Raw genomic sequence first — 21476 nt, forward strand, 5'->3', positions numbered from 1 at the left:
GAAATTTTTCTTTTACTAAATTCTTATGGCTAGTGGATGGCCTTGACTCCATAGGAGTTTAGTTGATTGTCCATAAATTCGAGACTCAAGAGAAATTAAATATTTTGTCCTATTTCCATTGAAAATATCCGTTAATCCTATATGAGGCATTTGTAGAAAAAATATTCCATATTTTCCTCCATTAGGAGACGATGGCATCTTCCCTATGTCAATAAATATGAAGTTACTCAACGGTTATTATCCGTTATTAACGGTTAACTTTATTTTGGTGGTTTAAAGTGTTGTTAATCAATTTAATGAGATGTTGTGTGTTAATCAAATATACATTAGTTAAGGAAAGAATATTCCATATTTCCGGTTCATGGGTGATAATGGCATCTTATCCATTACAATAATGCATGAAGTTACTCAACGGTTAATATCCGTTATTAACGGTTAACTTTATTATGGTAGTTTAAGGTGTTGTTAATCAGAATTATGTGGCGTTGTATGGTAATCCAATATTTACTGTTGAAGGTTAGAATATTCCACATTTCCCTTCATGAAATAATACGGTAAACTTCCAATATAAAGAGATATGAAATTCCTCAACGCTTATTATCCGTTGTTAACGCTTAGGATTAATTAGATAGCATAAGGTTTTATTAATCAACAATTTATGGTCTTTTCTATTCTGCGCTTTGTAACATTAAGGGCGTCTAATGCTCGGCATCGAAATAGATTTTGTAAAACTTTCTCCCATCTTCATCCTTGCCTTTTTCTATGAGGCGACGATCGCCATGTACATAAATGTGGAAGTTTTTATCCAATTTTATGATACTCTTAAACACTTTATTTTGTTGTTTAACCGCTGCATTGGAGATGGGAAAACTATCTTCCAACTGAATATTGTTTTCTTCTTGGTATTCACTGACATATTCTTCAAAGGCCTGTTGGACCTGGGGCTCTTGAAACATTTTTTCCTGATATTCGGTCTGACTAAAATCTTCTGACTTTTGGAAAAATTCCTTGGAGCGATGCATTATGGCTGCTTCTTCACTCTTGTCAATTTCTTCCAGTGGCTTAAGTCGTTCATCGACAAAGGATTTTGTGATTTGAATCATTTGTTTGGTTTGGAAAAAATCATTGGTTTTGGGAGTAAGTCCTAGAAAGTGTTCCTTCCAATACAAAGCTTCTTGACCCCGATTGGATCGATCCAATGACAGTACCTTGAATCCGTGTTCTTCGTCAGTATTGAATATAAGGGCAGCCTTGTCAATTTTGTTGAGGGCAATGCCCATGTCTTGATTGATATCTGCTGTTTTTTGATCCCAGTTCATAGTGAGAAACAAATCTTTGTTTTCAGATTTAAAGATAGCAATGGCATCTATTAATTCGTCATCTACCAGAACATCGTGTAAGTAAGCTATCAAAAGATCACCTGATTTAATGTTGGGGTGGGCAGATTTTTCATATAGATAACTGGCTATAGATATCGATGTTTCATGGAGTAAGTCGGGATCTTGAAATATCTTTTTTGCATATTGAAATACGGGGTTGAGTTGGACTTCTCCATTGTTAAAAGTGAATTGGTGAAATTCTGGCGTCTTCCAAGAATTAATAAAATAGGTCAATAAGGCCTGCATGAGATCGGCATCATCGATGTAAATGCTGGATTCAGAATATTGAGCCAATTCGTTGTCGGCTTTATTGCCTATGTAGTGGATGGACAGTTGTGGAACCGTTGCTTCGCTGTAAAATATCATTTTGTGAGATCTTTCATGGTCAATTGAATTCTTTTTCTTTCAAGGTCAATGCTCTGCACACCTACCTCTACTTTTTGTCCCAGGTGAAGTACTTCTGCTGGATCTTTGATAAATCGATTGGTGATTTGAGATACGTGAACAAGGCCATTTTCTTTAATCCCAATATCGACAAATGCCCCAAATTTGGTGAGATTGGTCACGATACCAGGCAATACCAAGCCTTCGTACAAATCATTGATCTGACGGATACTTTGGGAAAAAGAGAATACTTCCGCCTTCCCTCTGGGATCCAAACCCGGTTTTTTTAATTCCTGAGCTATGTCCTTCAGTGTGGGCATGCCCAATTCGGGGCTTTGATATTTTTTCCAATCAATCTGCTGAATGATGGCTTCATTGCCTACAATATTGTCTATAGAGGTTTGATGAGATTGGGCAATTTGTTTTATGAAATCATATCTTTCGGGGTGAATAGCACTGTCGTCCAGCGGTTGACTACCATTTTTTATTCGAAGAAATCCTGCGGCTTGTTCATATGCTTTAGCACCTAATCCCTTTACTTTTTTGAGTTCTTTTCGATTGGTGAAATCTCCATTTTCATCCCGGTAAGCCACTATGTTTTTTGCCAATACTGGTCCTATCCCCGATACATAGGATAGTAGGGGGGCGCTGGCGGTATTGACATTGATGCCCACTTGATTGACACAGGATATCACTTGATGGTCTAGTGCTTCGCGCAAGGCTACTTGATGTACATCGTGTTGATATTGACCGACGCCTATGGATTTGGCATCTATTTTTACCAATTCAGCCAATGGATCCATCAGTCTCCGTCCAATGGAAATAGCTCCTCGAACGGTAAGATCTAGGTCGGGAAACTCTTCTCGGGCAATTTCGGAAGCAGAATAAATCGACGCTCCTGCTTCGCTAATGAGGTAAACTTCAGGACGATGTTTTAGTTGGGCGATGGCATGGTTGACAAAATCTTCCGTTTCTCGGCCAGCCGTCCCATTGCCAATGGCTATAGCTTCGACACCGTGCCTCTCTATCAAAGTAATGATGGTCTTCTCCGCATTGGCCTTTTGCATTTGAGGCGGATGGGGAAAAATAGTTTGATATTCCCCAAATTGGCCATTTTTATTGAGTACGGCAACCTTACATCCCGTTCTAAAACCGGGGTCGATGGCCAATGTAGCTCTTTGTCCCAATGGGGGTTCCAGCAACAATTGCCTTAGATTATTGGAAAATACTTCGATGGCTTCTAGATCTGCCTTGGACTTTGAAATTTTGGCAAACTCATTTTCAAGAGATGGGGATAGAAGTCTGGACCATGCATCTTTGCCTGCTTCTATGATTTGCTCAGCAGTGGGATGATGTTTTTTTACAAATTTACGCTCAATAATGTCCAGGGCTTCATCGGTATCTATATTTATCTGAACCCGCAGTAAACCCTCTGATTCACCCCGTCTTATGGCCAGTAATCGATGTGATGGAATCCTCTGAAGACTTTCCGAAAACTCCCAGTAGTCCTTGTATTGTTGGGCTTCTGTTTTTTTACTGGCAATTACCTTGGACGAAATCACAGCACTGCGTTCATACCTTCTACGCAACCTGTTTCTCACTTGTAAGTCCTCATTCATCCATTCGGCGATAATGTGGCGAGCTCCCTCCAATGCAGATTCTACATCGACTACATTGTCGTTGAGGTATTGAGCGGCTCTCTGCTCCAATGATGTTCCCCCTTGTTGACTTAAAATGAATTTGGCTAAGCCTTCAAGACCATTGGATCGCGCCGTGTCTGCTTTGGTTTTTCGTTTTCGCTTATAGGGTAGATACAGGTCTTCAAGATGTTGTGCATCCCAACAGTCATTTATTTTTTCGGCCAATTCAGCCGTCCATTTTCCCTGTTCTTCGATTGATTTTTGGATGCTTTCTTTTCGTTGAATAAGGGTCTTTATTTCATTTTGAGATTTTTCTATTGCCCTGATTTCTGTTTCATCTAGGCTGTGAGTCAGCTCTTTGCGATAGCGTGCGATAAAAGGGATGGTGGCTCCGCTGTTCAACAATTGCAAGGTGGCCCGTATGGACTGATTTTTAAGTCCAGTGTGTTTTTCTATCCACGAAATAATAGTTCTTTCCATAATGAGACAAATCTAAGGAAATAAATGTTTACTGCATATTCCTGTCTAAAGATGACTGTAGGACTCCATATGGAATTTTGCAATGATAGGGTGAAATTTTTTGTTTAGAAATACATTTGGAATGTAGTGACTCCTCTTTCCGAACTCAGACTGTACCGGACTTGATGGTTGGATAAAATTTCCCGCACCATGGTTAATCCAATTCCCTGGCCATGGGTTTTGTTGCTGAAAAAAGGCTTAAAAAGTTCTTGTTTTACTTCATCAGTAATTCCCATCCCCGTGTCGATTATTTCGATTCCGCTCGGTTGATTTTTTACAACCATATCAATTTGTCCATCTCCTTCTATGGCCTCAGCAGCATTGAGGATTACATTGATGAGGACTTGTTCTAACTGGGATCTATCTGCCCATACCAACACGGGCTGAGAGGAGAGATGAAGTTTGAAGTCTATGTCGGGACGATTTATTTTTAAGCGCATTAAAAGGAACATATCATTGCATATATCATTGAGGTTTATTTCTCGCAATGTAGGTTCAGGGATTTTTACAAGGTTGGCAAAATTTGACATAAAAATATTGAGTCTTTCATTGCGATTCAATACCATGGGCAAATAGGTGGACACATCCTCACGACTATGTCCTGCTAATAGTGACTCCATTATCGAATTGACTGCACCTACGGTATTGTTGACCTCGTGGGCCATCATTCTAATGATTTTACTGTATATCTGTTTTTCTGTACGAATAATCTCATTGCTCACTTCTTCGATAAGGATAAATTTTCTGGGAAATCCGCGGTGCATAAATCGGTTGGAGATACACCTCATATATCGGCCATCGGAAGTGCGCAGCTGATGGGGTTGATTGAAGGGGAGGGTGATCAATCCTTCGACGTAATCAGAAGGCAAACTCGATAAATGAAGTCCGATGGATGATTGGTTGAGATCAAGAAGTTGACTGGCCATGGGATTGAATTCACTGATCTTGTCTTCAAAGTCTAAAATAAGTATGCCAATGGGCAAGGCTTCCATCAACTGCTGGAGAAAGTAGTGCTGTTCTTGTTGAAAGGTTCGTTCTTGTCTAATGCGGTCAATGATTTCGTTATAAATCTCAATAAAGCCGTTTATTTCTTTAGAATTGGTGTAAACGAGTTTGTTGTTGAAGTCGTGATCATTTAGGGCGTCCCTTCCCAATGTCAAACTTTTAAGGGGGCGAAATATAGAATTGTATATATTGATGGCTATCACAATAAGGAGAAGTAATACAAATTCGCCTATGAAAAAATAGAATAAGGCTTCTTGAAATACCCAATACAGCAATCCGGTAATGGAGGCGATAAGAAAACCAACAAATAGACCGTACTGCCACTTAAGATTCATATTGCAATTGGTGTTTTTGGAGCCGTCGATAGAGAGCAGATCTTGTGATGCCTAGGGAGCGAGCAACCCGACTTATATTGCCGTTGTGAAAATTTAGACTTTGTTGAATCATGGTTTTTTCCATCTCGTCTAAAGTCATGTCAGTCAGATGGAAAGGACTAGATCCCTGAAGTTTAATCGATTCAAAGTGGGGTTGAAAATCCCTGATCGTCAATCGGCCATGGTTAGCCAGCAAGCCAGTTCGCTCTACTATATTTTTGAGTTGTCTGATATTGCCTGGATATTGTTGTTTGGATAGCCATATTAAGGTGTCTTCATCCACGGGTTCTAGTGCTTTGCCGTAGCTGCGTTCCAATCCATTGACAAAGGATTGTACTAAAATGGGAATATCTTGTCTGCGCTGGTGAAGATTGGGCAATTGGATCTGCAGAAGATTTAGTCGATAGTAGAGATCTTCGCGGAATTTTTGTTGTGTCACTGCTTGTTGTAGAGGTCTATGGGTAGCCGAGATCACTCTAACATTGCTCTTGGTGGTAGATGATGAACCAATGGCTTCAAAGGTTTTTTCCTGTAGTACACGCAGTAATTTTACTTGAGCATCTTTTTCCAAATCGCCAATTTCATCTAAAAAAATGGTGCCTTTTTGGGCGAGTTGGAAGCGTCCTTTTCGATCGGTATAGGCTCCTGTGAAGGCACCTTTTTTATGTCCGAACATTTCACTTTCAAAGAGGTCGCTCGGTATACTGCCCAGATTGACCTTGACAAAGGGGTGATCTCTTCGATGACTGTTGTCGTGGATGGCTTCTGCCACCAATTCTTTGCCCGTTCCACTTTCTCCGGTAATGAGGACTGTAGCATCTGTTGGGGCAATTTTTTGAATGGTTTTTTTAACTTGTTGAATGGCTTCTGAATTGCCGATAATGGCATCTAGGGCTTCGACATCTTGAGCAGAACCATTGATGTCTGAACATAGTTTTAATTGGGTTGTTACCGCTGCCAATATGGTGGCGTTGTCCCAAGGTTTGGTGATAAAGTCTACTGCACCCAGTTTCATGCCTTCAACTGCAATCTCTAGGCTTCCCCAAGCAGTAATCAATACGACAGGAGTGGTAATATTTTGAGCTTTGATTTGCCCCAGAATTTCCAAACCTTGTCTGCCCGATGTGGCAATGGTAAAATTGAGATCTAATAGGATAAGGTTGGGTTCGAAAGACCTGATATATTCCAATGCGTTTAAAGGATTGAAGATGCCTTGAACTTCATATCCTTGTTTGCTCAATAACAATTTGAGGGAGTGGAACAAGGTCTTGTCGTCATCGATAATTAAAATCTTGTCTGGCATTTAATTCTTCTGTGAAAATGGTTATGTTAATTTATTTTTTGGCCACAACTGTACTAAATTAATAAAATAATTGTGGTAATTCGGTTCTGAATTAGCTATTCTTCATGTAGTGCTGTGGCCGCTTCCACTTGAGCCGCATGGTGACTGGGAAAAAAGCTGCATATTGCTACAATTCCGTATATTAAAACCAAGGAAGTTAAGATGGCCCAGCCATATACCATACTGTCGGTTAGCAGTACATCCAGAAGCGGGAGTTGGATCGCAAAGATCATTCCGATAGACAATGCCATTGTGGTAATAACCATCATTTCCCCCATGAATTGTAGCCTTATATATTTGGCAGAAGCTCCCAATGCTTTTCGAAGACCTATTTCCGGTCGTCTTCTGCTAATATTGTACCTCAAGATACCGAATAGGCCCATGGCAATGTTGATGACTAAGAATAGGGAAATACAAAACAAACTGATGATGGGTATCCATCCGCTTTTGGATTTATGGCGCCTAGCCATATCTATATTCTTGATCTTGAAGTCGAAATTTTTAGTGACTTTGGCTACTACATCATAGATGGATTTGAGGGCTGTTTTGGCACTGCCTGGTTGAATAGCAATCGTGAGGGCGGATAAATTCTCCCATTGGGTCGATAGCGGCAATAGGGCAACAGGAATTTCCTCTTCAAATTTTCCCTGAAATTTAAAATGATCCAAGATGCCTACGATTTTAACATTGTTATCTTGCATTTGAAAGCTGAATCCCAAGGCTGTTGTGTCCTTTAGAAATTGATCGACAAATTTTTGAGACACCACTATGGGGGTGTATTTGTCGATAAGATCTTCAGTATTAAAAAATTTGCCTTCTTTGAAATGTGGCTGCCATACCTCGTCGTAGTTTTCGTCACATAGGATGTAGTCGGTCTTGTAGGCAAAACCATTTTCGTCACCATCTCCATTGCCAGTAATCCATCGGCTGTCTCCATAAGGCGTTACTTCTGAGCTGTAACTGGCATTTTTCACCTCGGGAAGTGCGAGAATTTCAGCCTTCAACCTTTCCTTGGTTCGATGGTGGACAATAGAGTCGTTTTCTAATTCCTGCATAGACAGGGATACTACGTAAATGTTTTCGGTCTGAAAACCATCCTCCACTTGTAGTTTTTTAATTTGTTTGAACGCAAAGGTGAATACACCGCAGACTACCAGAAAAGAAAGTGCCAATTCTAGGATTAGAAAAGTGTTTTTGCGTCTTTGATTCCATATGATTTTAAAAAAATGACTGATCATATTCTACTGGTTTTAATGGTTGATGCGATTTGTTTTTTCGACATACGCCATGCGGGAATAATGCCGGAACATAAGCCAAAGAATAAAGTGATAATGATGCTGGTGAAAAATATTTTAGAGTTAAATTGAAGATGACTGTTCTCTATTATTTTCGCTTCATTGAGTCCATTGATAATGAGAAGGGTCATTATAAACCCAATGATACCGCCCAAAAAAGTCAATATCATATTTTCAAAAATGAATTGAAAGAGTAAGTCTTTGGATTGAGCCCCAAAGGCTTTGCGCAATCCTATTTCTGAAGAACGTTCATAGATTCTGGTCATATTGAGGTTGATAAGATTGATGGTAGGAATAAGGAGAAATAATCCAAGGATGGTAAATATGATCCATAGAAATTTTTGACCAGATCTATTGTTATTGCTTTTGAATAATGGTTGAGCATATAGGTCGACTAAGTTGCTGGCATGGATGGTTAAAATATCGAAATCGTCCTTCATTTCAATATTATTCTCTATTTGCTTCAATTCATTGATTACCACATTTTCTGATTGTCCTTTTTTGTTTAAGATGACGGCATTGCAACCACCAAAGTATCCTAAATCATGGTCTTTGAATTTGTCTGGGAAAAGGGATATGGGCATAAAAATATCAGGGCTAACCACAAAATTGGAAGTATTGGGCTTTGCTACCACGCCTACGACGGTATACTTTTCATAACCCCAGGTTATTTCCCTATTTAGATAGCTGTCCGAATGACCAAAGTATTGTTCTGCTGCCACCTCTGTCATGACCATGCTGCGAGCTTGGTTGTCGACCGTCGATTCATCAAATCCATGGCCTTCAATAAATTCAAAATCGAAGATTAACCAAAAATTGGCATCGACCATGGATGCGTTCAATTCCAGCCTTTCATTGTCGGGGTAAACTTCGATCTGGCCGCCTGGTGCAAAGATACTGACCAATGCAGGTGAAGCCATTGTCGATATATGTTCTACACAAAAAGTATATCCCAGTCCTGTATTCGAACTCCAGTAAGGTTGGCCTACCAGTGGTGTTTCCACTATCGTAGTGTCGTATTTAATACTATCTCCTACAGCTATGGTGTCTATGGTAGTTGTGGTCTTCCTTTCCCATCTCTTCATCTCTAAATTGGGAAGAAATAAGATGTCGTCTTTATTGGACAAAGGGCGATTACTGCCCAATTCGTTGTCCAAAAATGCAGTGACAACCATCAAGACCATGAGGGTGAAACTAATGCCAAATAAGCTGACAAAGGTGTAAAATTTGTTGCGCATTAGCACTTTATAGGTAGTTTTTAAATAGTTTTTCAACATGATATAATCATTGTGTTTTGTGAATTAGTTGACCAAACTTCCGTCGTATAATCTAATGATCCGATGAGTCATATTGGCCATGTTTTCATCGTGGGTTACCATGACTACGGTGACTTTTTTGCTTTCATTCAAGTCCATTAATATTTTCATGACTTCCAAACCGAGTACACTGTCGAGATTTCCTGTGGGTTCATCGGCCATGATAATGCTGGGTTGGCCAATTATGGCTCTTGCTATCGCTACCCGTTGTCTTTGTCCACCAGACAATTGGTTGGGGTAGTGGTTCTTACGATGACTAAGTCCTACTTGTTCTAGAGCTTCTTCTGCCCGCCATCTTCTTTCCTTGGATGATGTTTTTCGATAGAGTAGGGGAAGTTCTACATTGTCGATGACGGGGAGGTCTCCGATAAGGTGAAAGCTCTGAAATATAAATCCCAGGTGTTGGTTTCTAAATTTGGCTATTTTGTTTTCTTTCTCCATCTGAAGGTTTTGACCACCTATGATAACTTCTCCCTCACTGGGCTTGTCTAATAATCCCATTAAGTTGAGTAGGGTCGACTTTCCACAGCCAGAAGGTCCCATTATGGAAATAAATTCACCTTCATTTACGGTTAAGTTGATATTGTTGAGTGCTAGGGTCTCTACCAAATCGGACTGGTATGTTTTCTGTATGTTTTTTAATTGAATCATTTAAATGGTTTTTTATTGATTGATGGTATTGTCAGTGGTGAAATCGAATAAGGTCAGTTGCCTAATAATGTAATAATTGACCCAATATGCTTGCAATATATCGATGTAATTTCGCCAGGCTTGATCTCTTTCAGAAAAAGCGAGGGTTAGATCGGTTATACTGATGTCGTTGAGCACAAATCTTTGATTGACAATGTTGTATCGCTCACGCGCTATAGAGTAACTGGTGTGTGCCAACTGAACTTCGTTTTGCAATTGATTGATCTGTTCTACCAATTGTCTAATTTTTTGTTTAAATACCGCTTCATCGTAGTCGTTTTGGCGCTTGATAAAGTCGGATTCTAGTTTGGCTATTTCTATGGATTTTCGCCGAAAACCTCCATCGACAATGGGGATGGATATGCCAATTTGGATAAGGGCTTCTATCTGTGGGTCTGAATAGGCATTCGACAGATTAATCCCACTGCCAACGTATCCCAAATTCGCACGAAAACTGGCTTGCCAGCCATTGGATTTGTCTGCGAGATCTATAGCTCTCTGAGCCTGTAGAAGTAACTTTTCCATTTCCTTGGCTTCGGGCCTGTGTAACCAAGCCAATTCGGCTGCCTGTAATCCATTGATATATAAAGATTCATCAATAGTTGGAGGACTTACCTGGATTATTTCATCGCTGGACAACTCGTGGTTTAATTCTGTTTTTAAGTTGGCATTGGCTTCTAGTACTGATCGATAAGCACTGAGCTCGGATTGTACGGCGGAATTAAGCCCTAATTGCAATTGAAGTAATTCACTTTTCGAAATTTTCCCCAATCGGTATCGTTCTTCGGCCAATTCATAGAGAATTTCATTGTTTGCTTTATTGGATTGGGCGATTTCTCGATTGACTTGTGCTCGAAGTAACTCAAAATAGGCTTGAGTAACCTCTGCGGCTATTTTTTCACGGTTTACGTTTAGTTCGATATTGGCTATTTTACGGTCTAATTTTGCGATTTTTTCATCCCATTTTAGGCTGTTGAATTGGTGTACTCCCTGTTCAATGCCCAAGGTAATAGGAATGACATTGTAGCTGGTAAATCCTTGGTGGAAATCGTGAAAACGCTGATTGGACATTTGGGCATAGACGGAGGTGTTGGAAGAGAGAAATCTTTTACTGCCTCTGATATTGATAATGCTGTTGTCTTGAGAAATCGGTTGAAACTGGATACTGCCATCTGGTTGGGTAATGGCAGCCGAACTGCGATATATATTGGGTATTTGAGCATCCATCCTCACTTGGGGTTTGAGTTGGGCATAGACTAGTTCTAGATTTAAGTCTGCTACTGCGGCTGTTTTTTGACCTTGGGCGGCCACTATTCCTTTGTGTTGAGCCAGGGTAATGGCTTGTGCTAAGGATAGAGTTCCTTGCGCATAGATATAAGCGCTTAGGAAACAAAAACATAGTATTTGCATTATTAATCTCATTTGATTTTTATTTTTTGGAATTGTTCGTAGACTGACATATCTGATAAAATAATGGTTTCACCAGCTGATAACCCACTAAGGATTTCTACTCTTTCTGGAGTGATCATACCTAGATTTACAGATCGTGCTACTGCTTCCTGATCTTGAAGTACAAATATTTTACTTGTTTTTCGACCTCTAAAGGCCGTTCCGTTGGCTACGGTTAACACCTGTGATTTGGTGGCGGTGATAATGCGCACATCGACTTCCATATTGGGGCGCCATCGAGGAGAGCTTTCATCTTCCAATTTTATTCTAAACTGGATGGTATTATTTTCGAGGGCTGGTCGGATTTGTTCTATGCTGCCTTTCATTATTTCATCACCCAATCGGATTTGGACATTTTGTCCCAATTGGATTTTATCTGAATGCATATCAGAAGCTTCCCCCTCAATGCTGTAGCTGTGTAGATCGGCGATTCTCACAATGGGGTCACCTTCTCGAACTTGTTTACCAATGGTTTGGTCTATCCAAGTAATGACGCCAGATAGAGGGGCTGTGACATTGGCCAATTTAATTTTGGTTTTCAACTCATCAATACGCTTTTTTTGAATGGAGGAGGTAATCTTTTCATTGCTGACATCCATATGGATGGACGCTTGTCGATAGCTAAGTTCATTTTCCAATTTTGATTTTTCCAATTCAGCGATTTTTAACCGTTGTTGGGCTTGTTCTACTTCTTCTTCGGTAGCACCTCCGAGGTCAAATAACCTTTGGGCATCTGATAGTTGACCTTCTAGATTTTTCAATTCAAGGGCTTTTATTTCATCGTCAAGTTGGAGTTCTCTTATGTCTTTTTCCAAGGATAGTTGGAGTCGGTTGACATTGTTTTGTTTGAGTTGCAACTCGTCTTGTAGGCGTTCGTTTTCGAGGGTGAGGAAGGAGACATCAAGGTTCATTATAGCATCATTGGTGGAAACTAAGCTGCCATTTTCTAGAGCAATAGATTGTATTTTAGAATCAATTGGGCTATTGATGACTAGTTCAGACGAAGGTTTTACGATGCCGGTTGCCGTGACCATATTTTGAATTTCTCCTACGATGACGGTATCTGTAGTCAGTTGGTTGAGGTCGATAGAGGGATTGAGCCATTTTCTTGCGATGAGCAAGACGCTAATCAATCCTAGTCCAAGGACTATGATTTTAATTATGCGGTAGTATTTTTTTTTCCGCTGTTCTTTGATGGTTATAGGTCTGTCCATACGGTATGAGAATACCAACCATGTGCCAAAAAATATTCAATTGATTATAGGTTGGTTATGTATTTGTATTTATTATATATTGTCCGATATCGGACAGGTGTGTTCGAAAATGAAATAGAAACATGTTTGGGTTATCATATTAATTATATCGAATTAAATTTTTTTTTACAATAAAAAAAGGTGTATTCTTCTTTATTGTAATTAAATTTCAATATTTTGATGTTAACTAAAGTGATAATATGAGATTGAAATTGGAATTAGCTCACTTGCCACAACAAAAATTACCGATCAACTATCAACATCTTATTTCGAATTGGTTGTTTCAGATACTGTATTTAAGCGATCCTAAATTATCAGAATGGTTACACGATAATGGTTATGATTATGGAAAAAATACCTATAATTATTTTTGTTATACCATGTTGAAGCCAGCGATGTATACCTTGGATTTGGAGAATGAAAGTTTTGAAATGACGAAGGGACCTACCTCTTTAGAGGTGTCATTTTATTTGCCTCAAAAGATGGAGGATAGGTTAACAGGAGTCCTTCGAGATCGAAAATTTGCCTTAAAGAATGGTGTGTATCAAGTGGATTTTCAGGTTAAATACATTAAGCGAATTAGGGAGCCTCAATTTTATCCTTTTATGAAGTTTTCGTGTGTTACGCCGATCTGTATATCTAAAGGTGCACCGGATTCTCTTCATCCCAATTACATTGAACCGGGAGAGGAGGGCTATGCTGAATGGTTTATTAAAACCGTGGTTAAAAATGCCAACGATTATCTAGGTCATGAGAAGTTTAGTACTGAGGGGATAAGGTGGCGTATGATGGGCAAAAAGATTAATAGTAAGAAATGGCAGTTGAATGACATAGAGGTAAAAGGGAAGCTCTATGATTTTGAATGGTTTGCCCCTGTAGAATTAACGCGAATTGCTTATTATGCTGGTTTTGGGATACAAAATGCGACTTTGGGTATGGGCATGGTCAGGATCTATCGAAACAGCAAACGTTGAAAGAATTCATATGTCGCAAACGCCTAAAGTCAATAATATCATTCGATCGCTTTAGAAGTGTAAGCGAGGTTGATTTATTAAAGAATTTCCATTGAGTTTGAATTTATAGTAAATCATCATCTAATTCTTTTGTGATAGGGTTTAGGTAATAACTCGGCCTTTTCAATAGCTAGGATATTTCTTATACTGCAGATTAAATGTTTAGTTGTTTTTATTATAAAACGCTTGTTTGGCCATTTGACTTCTAATCGGTAGGTCAACGTCTAGTGCTAAATATTGGATTTTATGGACACCTGCCTTGATAGGGCAGATGTCAGTGGGGGGTAATTATGAGCATATATGAGTTGAATTAAAGCATTTTTTTCACTATGCATCTGAAGACTAGCGAACATATCAACCTACCCTTTGCGGATAGAGATATGAAAACCAAGCCAATGACAAAATGATTATTTGTTTTTTACTAAATCAATAAAAATTAGATATAATCAAAAGATTGTAGTTATCCATTTTATTCTAAGGTGTCGAGAATGTTATTCTTTATTGGTGGAAGCTATGGTCCAACATATATTTTGTATCGATACTGATGGTTGATAGACAATATGTATATATCTGGGATAAGGGTAGGGATGGTTAGGTCATTTACCGTACTGCCTTGAAGTCCATCCTTTGATAATAGGACTTGACCCGTTTTGGAAATGAGTTGCGCTGAGGTGATTTTTGCCTTGGGATTAAATTGTATGGCATCGCCTTGTCTGTATAGAGTTTGGTCTATAAAACTGGATTCTTCGCTGTCTATATGGACTTCCACTGTTTGGGAATATTCTATTTTATTATTTGTCTGTACTTGGGCAACTCGGTAATACAGTTTGTTATTTTGATAATGGAGGTCGAGTGGGTGTGTAAATTCATAGGTATTAACTTGGTCTGGACCCTGAGTCATCAGTCGACCTATTTCATAATAACGTTGACCATCTTCACTACATTCTACGGTGTAGTAGTGGACGTTGGTGAGGTCGATGGTTTTCCATTCGAGTAATACTACATTTTTTTCTTCTTCTGCTGATAAAGAGATTAAATTTAGAGGGAGAGCGATAGCGCAATAGGATAAATCCATAATGCCATATCCGGGCTCGGTATCTTCATCCATGACATCGGATAAAGGATCAAAATCTATTGAAAAGTCAATGGTGACTTCATCGACAGGGGATATAAATTCGACATTTAAATTGCCATTTCCGGAAAAATTTGACGACGTGGCGATACCTGTAGCTGTGTTTCCCACTATGGACACTGAGCTACCTCCAGTGAGATTGGGTGAGACATTATTGACTCCATTTTTGCCATTGATAACGAAGATTTCGTTGCGATTGGGACCGGTCTCTGTTACCGTATTGGCATCGACGTCGTATAGAATAAAACTTAAATTGTCTACTGGAGTTGAGAAGGAAAAGGTAACGGTAATCCAATTAATTTGATCGCCCATAGCAATCCCTTCACCTGCGATGAGAAGGTTGTCTTTTAACGATCCACTACCTCCTGTATAGGCCTTTGATACAATGGGAAAGTCGATAGGACTTCTCGATGTACCTCCATTTATTAGCGTATTCCCAGGATCGGATACCGTTACTAGAATGTCTATCCCATTGTCTATGTTGGTCAGAGTTTTACTCAATTGTCCCGGTGTCCAGCCATTCTGTGTGCCGGTAAGGTAATTCCCCCAATCCAAGTTAAATTGAGTGGCATTACCCTGACATTGTGCAAATAAACAATTGTATGAAAATAATGAAGTTGCTACTAATAATCCCAGTATTGAATTTTTCAAATCGCAAAAGTTTGTAATTGTACAAATTGATGCCTGCACAATTGGTTTACAATACTTCTTTGGGTTTATTTAGCTATTTTAAATCTAATTTATAAAATTTATATTGTTTTAAGTGAATTAATTTGTTAAATAGTGGATGTGTTTGGTTTTTTATTTTATCATTATGTACTTTTATTTTTAATTTTCTCGCATTAAAAGGAGTTTCTATTGTGTTTTATTGGGTTGGTCTAAATTAATAGGCTTTGTTTGTATTTAATTATTTACAAAAGTTTGTTTGCTTTGTTGAAGTAAATCCATTTTTACCAAAAAGTAATTTGAATTTTGTAAATGGTTATAATTTCTATTGAAATGCGGATGGGAAGTTTGGATTTTAGAAAAGTCGGTCTATTATTGTCCTTCGTCATAAAGGAGAAGAGTTGAGCTTTAAGCTCTGTTAATACGATACACTAGGCCGAATAAAGAAGGTGTATTACAATTAATATACGATGAAGATAGGTCAGTGAAGGGCAAAAAAAATCCCGCCTCAAATGAATGAGGCGGGATATATCCTGATCTTGATTATTTATTTAGCGTTTTCCATTTTAATCAAGTTTAATGCACTTCCCGCTTTAAACCACTCTATTTGCTGTGCATTATAGGTGTGATTTAATTCGATAACATCTTTGCTGCCATCGGCGTGAACCACTTCCAAATGCAATGATTTGCCTGGAGCAAATTCATTGAGATCGACAAAGTTGAATGTGTCATCCTCTTTGATTAAATCGTAATCGGACTCCTGATTAAAGGTTAGTCCCAACATCCCTTGTTTCTTCAAGTTGGTCTCGTGAATACGTGCAAATGATTTTACTATCACAGCACATACTCCCAAGTGTCTTGGTTCCATGGCGGCGTGTTCTCTAGAAGAACCCTCTCCGTAGTTGTGGTCACCGACAACTATGCTTGGCACTCCTGCCGCTTTGTAGGCTCTTGCCGTAGCTGGTACAGCGTCTCGCTCACCAGTCAACTGATTGACTACTGAATTGGTTTGCTGTCCAAAGGCATTGACTGCACCGATTAAACAGTTGTCAGAAATATTGTCCAAGTGTCCACGGTATCTCAACCACGGACCAGCCATTGATATGTGATCCGTTGTACATTTGCCAAAGGCTTTAATCAACAATTTGGCACCTGTTATATTTTGACCATCCCATGCTGGAAATGGACTCAATAATTGTAGTCTTTCTGAATCTGGTTTAACATCGATTTGGATTTCACTTCCATTTTCAGCTGGCGCTTGGAAACCTGGATCCTCAACATCAAATCCTTTTGGAGGCAATTCAAATCCAGTTGGCTCATCGAATTTTACTTCTTCTCCTTTGTCGTTGATTAAGGTATCCGTCATTGGATTAAAATCCAATCGACCACTAATGGCCACAGCAGCTACCATCTCAGGCGAAGTTACAAAAGCATGAGTATTGGGATTTCCATCAGCACGCTTACTAAAGTTACGGTTGAAGGAGTGTACAATGGAATTTTTTTCCTGTTTCTCAGCTCCAGCTCTAGACCATTGTCCAATACATGGTCCACAAGCATTGGTGAATATTTTGGCACCTAAATCTTCAAATATTTCTAAATAACCATCTCGAGCCGTGGTGTATCTCACCTGCTCCGACCCTGGATTGATACCAAATTCAGCTTTTGGTTTTAATCCTTTGTCAACCGCTTGTTTGGCTATTGAAGCCGCTCTGGACAAATCCTCATATGAAGAGTTGGTACAAGAACCAATCAATCCCCATTCTACATCCATTGGCCATCCGTTTTCTTCGGCTTTGGCCTTCATCTCTGCTACTGGAGTAGCTAAGTCTGGCGTGAATGGTCCGTTCAAATGCGGTTCTAATGTATTTAAATCGATTTCAATTAATTGATCGAAATATTTTTCTGGCTCTGCATACACTGCATCATCACCGGTTAAGTGCTCGGCAATGGTGTCGGCAAGATCAACTATATCCTGACGACCTGTAGCAGAAAGATATCTTCTCATACTGTCATCGTATCCGAATGTTGAGGTGGTAGCCCCTATCTCTGCACCCATGTTACAGATGGTTCCTTTACCTGTACAAGACAAGGCTTTGGCTCCTTCACCAAAATACTCGACGATGGCACCTGTTCCTCCTTTTACAGTAAGTATACCTGCTACTTTTAGGATAACATCCTTTGGAGAAGTCCATCCATTGAGTTTGCCGGTTAACTTAACACCGATTAATTTTGGAAATTTCAACTCCCATGGCATACCAGCCATTACATCTACTGCATCAGCTCCACCAACACCAATCGCTACCATACCCAATCCACCTGCATTTACGGTGTGACTGTCGGTACCGATCATCATCCCTCCAGGGAAAGCGTAGTTTTCTAATACCACTTGGTGGATAATACCAGCACCTGGCTTCCAAAATCCAATACCGTATTTGCTGGAAACAGAAGACAAAAAGTTGAATACTTCGTTGTTTTTGTTTAATGATTCTTGCAAATCTTTATCCGCTCCGATTCTCGCTTGAATAAGGTGATCAGCATGTACTGTCGATGGCACTGCTACCGACTTTTTACCCGCTTGCATAAACTGCAACAATGCCATCTGTGCAGTGGCATCTTGCATAGCTACTCTATCCGGTGCAAAATCTACATATGATTGTCCCCGTTCGAAGGTCTCTGTTGTTTCACCCTCCCATAAGTGACTGTATAATATTTTTTCCGAAAGTGTAAGCGGTTTATTCAATAACTTCCGCGCTGCTGCAACACGTGAAGGAAATCGCTCGTACACCTTTTTTATCATGTCTAAATCGAAGATCATACTTGATATTGTTTTAAGAATTTAATTTCATTTTTTAAGCTTTGCGAAGGTATTAAAAATACCTGTATCGACTAAATTCTAACAAAACTAATGATATTATCTTGTTATTATTTAGAATGGTTAAAAAGAAGTAGATGTGGTTTCGAAATTTTTAATGATTTATACTCTTCTATCTTTTCTATTGTGTTTAATGATGGATTACTTAGGTATATTATGTTGTGTCTCTGTATGATAACTGAATGTTGCAAATATAAGTTTGAATGCCTTTATTCCTAGACTTTTGTTGATTTAATTCTTGGAAGGAAAATTTCTTACTTGCCGACCTAAAGTCTATCCTGGTTTTATACCGAAGTCTATCAGCTGTGGTATCCAATGGATATGGGGTTTCGATCTCTATCTTATTAAGTATTTTTTATCCCTTATTTTCCAATGTGGTATAGATTTGTACTTTTTTGTCTTAATGGTCCTGTGATTTTGGATTTCAAATCGGTCGACAGCGATGGATTTTAGTCAATTAATGTGTAGTTATACGGTAACCAATCAAGCAATTACGTCTTTATGCTGTCATTAATCGAGATGAAGCTTTTGTAAAATTAATGGCTTAATTATTTGGTTTTATCTTAGAATACTCAGTCGTATTAAGGACATTTATAATTCTTATAAAAAAGCCCTGAAAGGGCGTAGTCTAATAGCATAGGGTGCAACCCTATGAAAAATAGTTTACCCAAATAAAAAGTCCTGAAGGGACGACATAATAAATTAAGGTAAAGTCCAGTCTTGTCCATTTATATGCAGTGTTGTCGCATCGCAGTAAAGATTACCATGAAATTTTATTAATGCCACGCCGGAGCCAGTGGCTAAAAACCTATCGAATTATGTTGCGGTCAGGCCAAAAAACTTAAAGCAATCCTAATGAGCTTAAGGGGAAAACCTATCGAATTACAGGGCAATCACGCCTCGGCCGGGAGTCCTCGGTTCCTTCATCTAGGCTCACCCACCCGGAGCACAGTGGCTCCGGTTCCTTCATCCAATCCACATTTACTGGATTGGGTTGTCCTCCGGACAACTTCATTCAGTCATCCTTTGGGCAACTACATTCAGTCATATTAAGGACAATTATAATTCTTATAAAAAAGCCCTGAAAGGGCGTAGTCTAATAGCATAGGGTGGAACCCTATGAAAAATAGTTTGCCCAAATAAAAAGTCCTGAAGGGACGACATAATAAATTAAGGTAAAATCCAGTCTTGTCCATTTAATTACAGTGTTGTCGCATCGCAGTAAAGATTACCATGAAATTTTATTAATACTGTGCTGGAGCCAGTGAGAATTTGCTGTCGAATTTTATGTATTCTTGTCGCATCGCAGTGGCTTTTTTAGCCGAAACACGGTGGTTTCGGTTCCTTCATCAAATGCCCATTAAGGGCATTTGGTTGCCATTCTGGCAACTCTACTCAGTCATCCTGAAGGGATGATATGTCATAGCCGTGGGTTTTCAACCCACGGTATAAAGATATGCCAAGGTTGATTTGGTGGACTTTTTGTATTGTCAATCTGCTAATACGAAGAGATCATAACTTTTCATCCCTTGTAATGATATATTAAGATAAATTGGACAAAAAGTGTGACAAATCCATGTGAATACATCAGTGATTCAGATCAAAGCCATAGATTATCGGATGACGAATTACGTTGCAGGCACGCCGCGGTACAGTGGCTAAAAACCTATCGAATTATGTTGCGGTCAGGCCAAAAAACTAAAAGCAATCCTGATGATCTTAAGGGGAAAGCCTATCGAATTACAGGGCAATCACGCCTCGGCCGGGAGTCCTCGGTTCCTTCATCTAGGCTCACCCACCCGGAGCACAGTGGCTCCGGTTCCTTCATCCAATCCACATTTACTGGATTGGGTTGTCCTTCGGACAACTTCATTCAGTCATCCTTTGGGCAACTACATTCAGTCATCTTCATCCGATGGACATTTAGTCCATCTGGTTGCTCTAAAGAGCAACTGCATTCAGTCATGCTCGGCCATCTCAAAATCTAATCCGATATGCCAAAATAAATGTAGTATTATAAAATATTGTGCTTGTATGTTATTATTAAAGGATTACATTATTGTCAAGGTTCACTGTGGTAATTTGGGTTAAGGGCAAAAAATAAACCGAATAGAAATTTCTATTCGGTTTATTTACAGTCTGTTTTTATTTTTTTAGACTAATTATGCCAAAAACATTTGGTATTAGTACTTAAATGGAGCGTCAACCACTGTATCGTCCCATGCCAATTTCATTGAACCAGATTTGTTTCCATTATCAAAGAATTGAATTGAAAAATTTTCTACGACAGGGTTGTTTTGGCTGGCAGGAGCTGTAATGCGCAAAGCATCTTTCTTCTCACTATAGCCACTTGTTCCCCATCTGTCTAGGTCTTTGCTAAATATAATAGTCCATTCTGATTTGCCAGGTATGGTGAATAGAGAATAAGTACCTGCAGATAGTTTTTTTCCTGAAAAGGTTACGGTTTTGTAAACTTTTATTTCAGCCGCTTCATTGGCTCCCGTTCTCCACATTTTGTCAAATGGGATTAAATCTCCAAAAATCTCTCTGTTCTTTTTCGAAGGTCTACTGTAGACAATTTTCATAATAGCCTCATCGTCACCTTTGCGGTCATGGGCAAAATTGTCGGGGAAGTATGCACAGTCCAATGGACTTCTATCTATTCCTCTAAAAGATTGAGCCGTAGATATAGAAATAAAGCCAACAACAAAGCAAAGGATGAGTAATAGGTTTTTCATAAATTAGTGTTTTATAGTTATTTAATTCTTTAAGGTTTAAAATGTTAATTTAACCAGTCCTAGTAACGCATTGATTAATATTATTATTGGCAGGGGCCCTGAGATTATTCCAATATTTTTTAATTTTCTAATTGTATTTAAATGGTGGGTTTGATAATGCAATTATTTACCAAGGATGAACTCTAATTGATGTCATCTATTCATTGTTATTGGATGGTAATACGTGGATATGTTGATTGTATCCTGCGATGATTCAATTTCTTATAAAAGTAGAAAATTTAATGTGGACTCAATTAATATCTAATGATATTTAAAACCCAATGATAATTTCATGATTTTCTTTGATAATGCATTGGCTTTATTATCAATAAAATAGATTTATAGCATTGCGGTATAAGTATATAGGCTT

General features: G+C 38.9%; 13 protein-coding genes. 1 reads left to right on the forward strand and 12 read right to left on the reverse strand.

The window, feature by feature from the left end:
* Positions 1 to 698 precede the first annotated feature (698 nt).
* The 9 genes from LVD51_RS14370 to LVD51_RS14410 all read right to left on the reverse strand — a co-directional run bounded on the left by LVD51_RS14370 (position 699) and on the right by LVD51_RS14410 (position 12607).
* On the reverse strand, positions 699 to 1745 hold the full coding sequence (locus LVD51_RS14370) for a nucleoid-associated protein (RefSeq protein WP_236972089.1): 1047 nt from the start codon (positions 1743 to 1745) through the stop codon (positions 699 to 701).
* Positions 1742 to 3883 carry a Tex family protein gene (locus LVD51_RS14375; protein WP_236972090.1) on the reverse strand — a complete coding sequence of 714 codons (2142 nt, stop codon included), beginning with the start codon at positions 3881 to 3883 and terminating at the stop codon, positions 1742 to 1744. Before LVD51_RS14375 ends, LVD51_RS14370 begins: the two co-directional genes overlap by 4 nt.
* 104 nt (positions 3884 to 3987) lie before the next feature.
* Complete coding sequence (locus LVD51_RS14380) at positions 3988 to 5262, reverse strand: sensor histidine kinase (RefSeq protein ID WP_236972091.1); 1275 nt, start codon at positions 5260 to 5262, stop codon at positions 3988 to 3990.
* Positions 5252 to 6604 (reverse strand): sigma-54-dependent transcriptional regulator, encoded by a 1353-nt coding sequence (locus LVD51_RS14385; RefSeq protein ID WP_236972092.1) that lies wholly within the window; start codon positions 6602 to 6604, stop codon positions 5252 to 5254. The genes LVD51_RS14380 and LVD51_RS14385 overlap by 11 nt, the downstream gene beginning before the upstream one ends.
* A gap of 95 nt (positions 6605 to 6699) precedes the next feature.
* Positions 6700 to 7881, reverse strand: coding sequence for an ABC transporter permease (locus LVD51_RS14390; protein WP_236972093.1), 1182 nt, complete (start codon positions 7879 to 7881; stop codon positions 6700 to 6702).
* Positions 7878 to 9215 (reverse strand): ABC transporter permease, encoded by a 1338-nt coding sequence (locus LVD51_RS14395; RefSeq protein ID WP_236972094.1) that lies wholly within the window; start codon positions 9213 to 9215, stop codon positions 7878 to 7880. The genes LVD51_RS14390 and LVD51_RS14395 overlap by 4 nt, the downstream gene beginning before the upstream one ends.
* Positions 9216 to 9239: 24 nt before the next feature.
* Positions 9240 to 9905, reverse strand: a complete 666-nt coding sequence (locus tag LVD51_RS14400) for an ABC transporter ATP-binding protein (RefSeq protein ID WP_236972095.1) — start codon at positions 9903 to 9905, stop codon at positions 9240 to 9242.
* A gap of 12 nt (positions 9906 to 9917) precedes the next feature.
* Positions 9918 to 11366, reverse strand: coding sequence for a TolC family protein (locus LVD51_RS14405; protein ID WP_236972096.1), 1449 nt, complete (start codon positions 11364 to 11366; stop codon positions 9918 to 9920).
* Positions 11363 to 12607 (reverse strand): efflux RND transporter periplasmic adaptor subunit, encoded by a 1245-nt coding sequence (locus tag LVD51_RS14410; RefSeq protein WP_236972097.1) that lies wholly within the window; start codon positions 12605 to 12607, stop codon positions 11363 to 11365. Before LVD51_RS14410 ends, LVD51_RS14405 begins: the two co-directional genes overlap by 4 nt.
* Positions 12608 to 12846: 239 nt before the next feature.
* Here LVD51_RS14410 and LVD51_RS14415 point away from each other — a divergent pair, with 239 nt between their 5' ends.
* Complete coding sequence (locus tag LVD51_RS14415; protein WP_236972098.1) at positions 12847 to 13620, forward strand: CRISPR-associated endoribonuclease Cas6; 774 nt, start codon at positions 12847 to 12849, stop codon at positions 13618 to 13620.
* Between the two features lie 550 nt (positions 13621 to 14170).
* Here the strand turns inward: LVD51_RS14415 and LVD51_RS14420 are convergent.
* The 3 genes from LVD51_RS14420 to LVD51_RS14430 all read right to left on the reverse strand — a co-directional run bounded on the left by LVD51_RS14420 (position 14171) and on the right by LVD51_RS14430 (position 21067).
* Positions 14171 to 15442, reverse strand: coding sequence for a hypothetical protein (locus LVD51_RS14420; protein WP_236972099.1), 1272 nt, complete (start codon positions 15440 to 15442; stop codon positions 14171 to 14173).
* Between the two features lie 562 nt (positions 15443 to 16004).
* Positions 16005 to 18272, reverse strand: a complete 2268-nt coding sequence (locus tag LVD51_RS14425; protein ID WP_236972100.1) for an aconitate hydratase — start codon at positions 18270 to 18272, stop codon at positions 16005 to 16007.
* 2240 nt (positions 18273 to 20512) lie between these two features.
* The gene (locus LVD51_RS14430; RefSeq protein ID WP_236972101.1) at positions 20513 to 21067 is read right to left on the reverse strand and encodes a DUF2911 domain-containing protein; all 555 of its coding nucleotides are present in this window, start codon (positions 21065 to 21067) and stop codon (positions 20513 to 20515) included.
* Positions 21068 to 21476 lie beyond the last annotated feature (409 nt).

Origin of the sequence: Membranihabitans marinus, assembly GCF_021729155.1 — a bacterium.
In the GTDB taxonomy this organism is placed as follows: Bacteria; Bacteroidota; Bacteroidia; order Chitinophagales; family Saprospiraceae; genus Membranihabitans; species Membranihabitans marinus.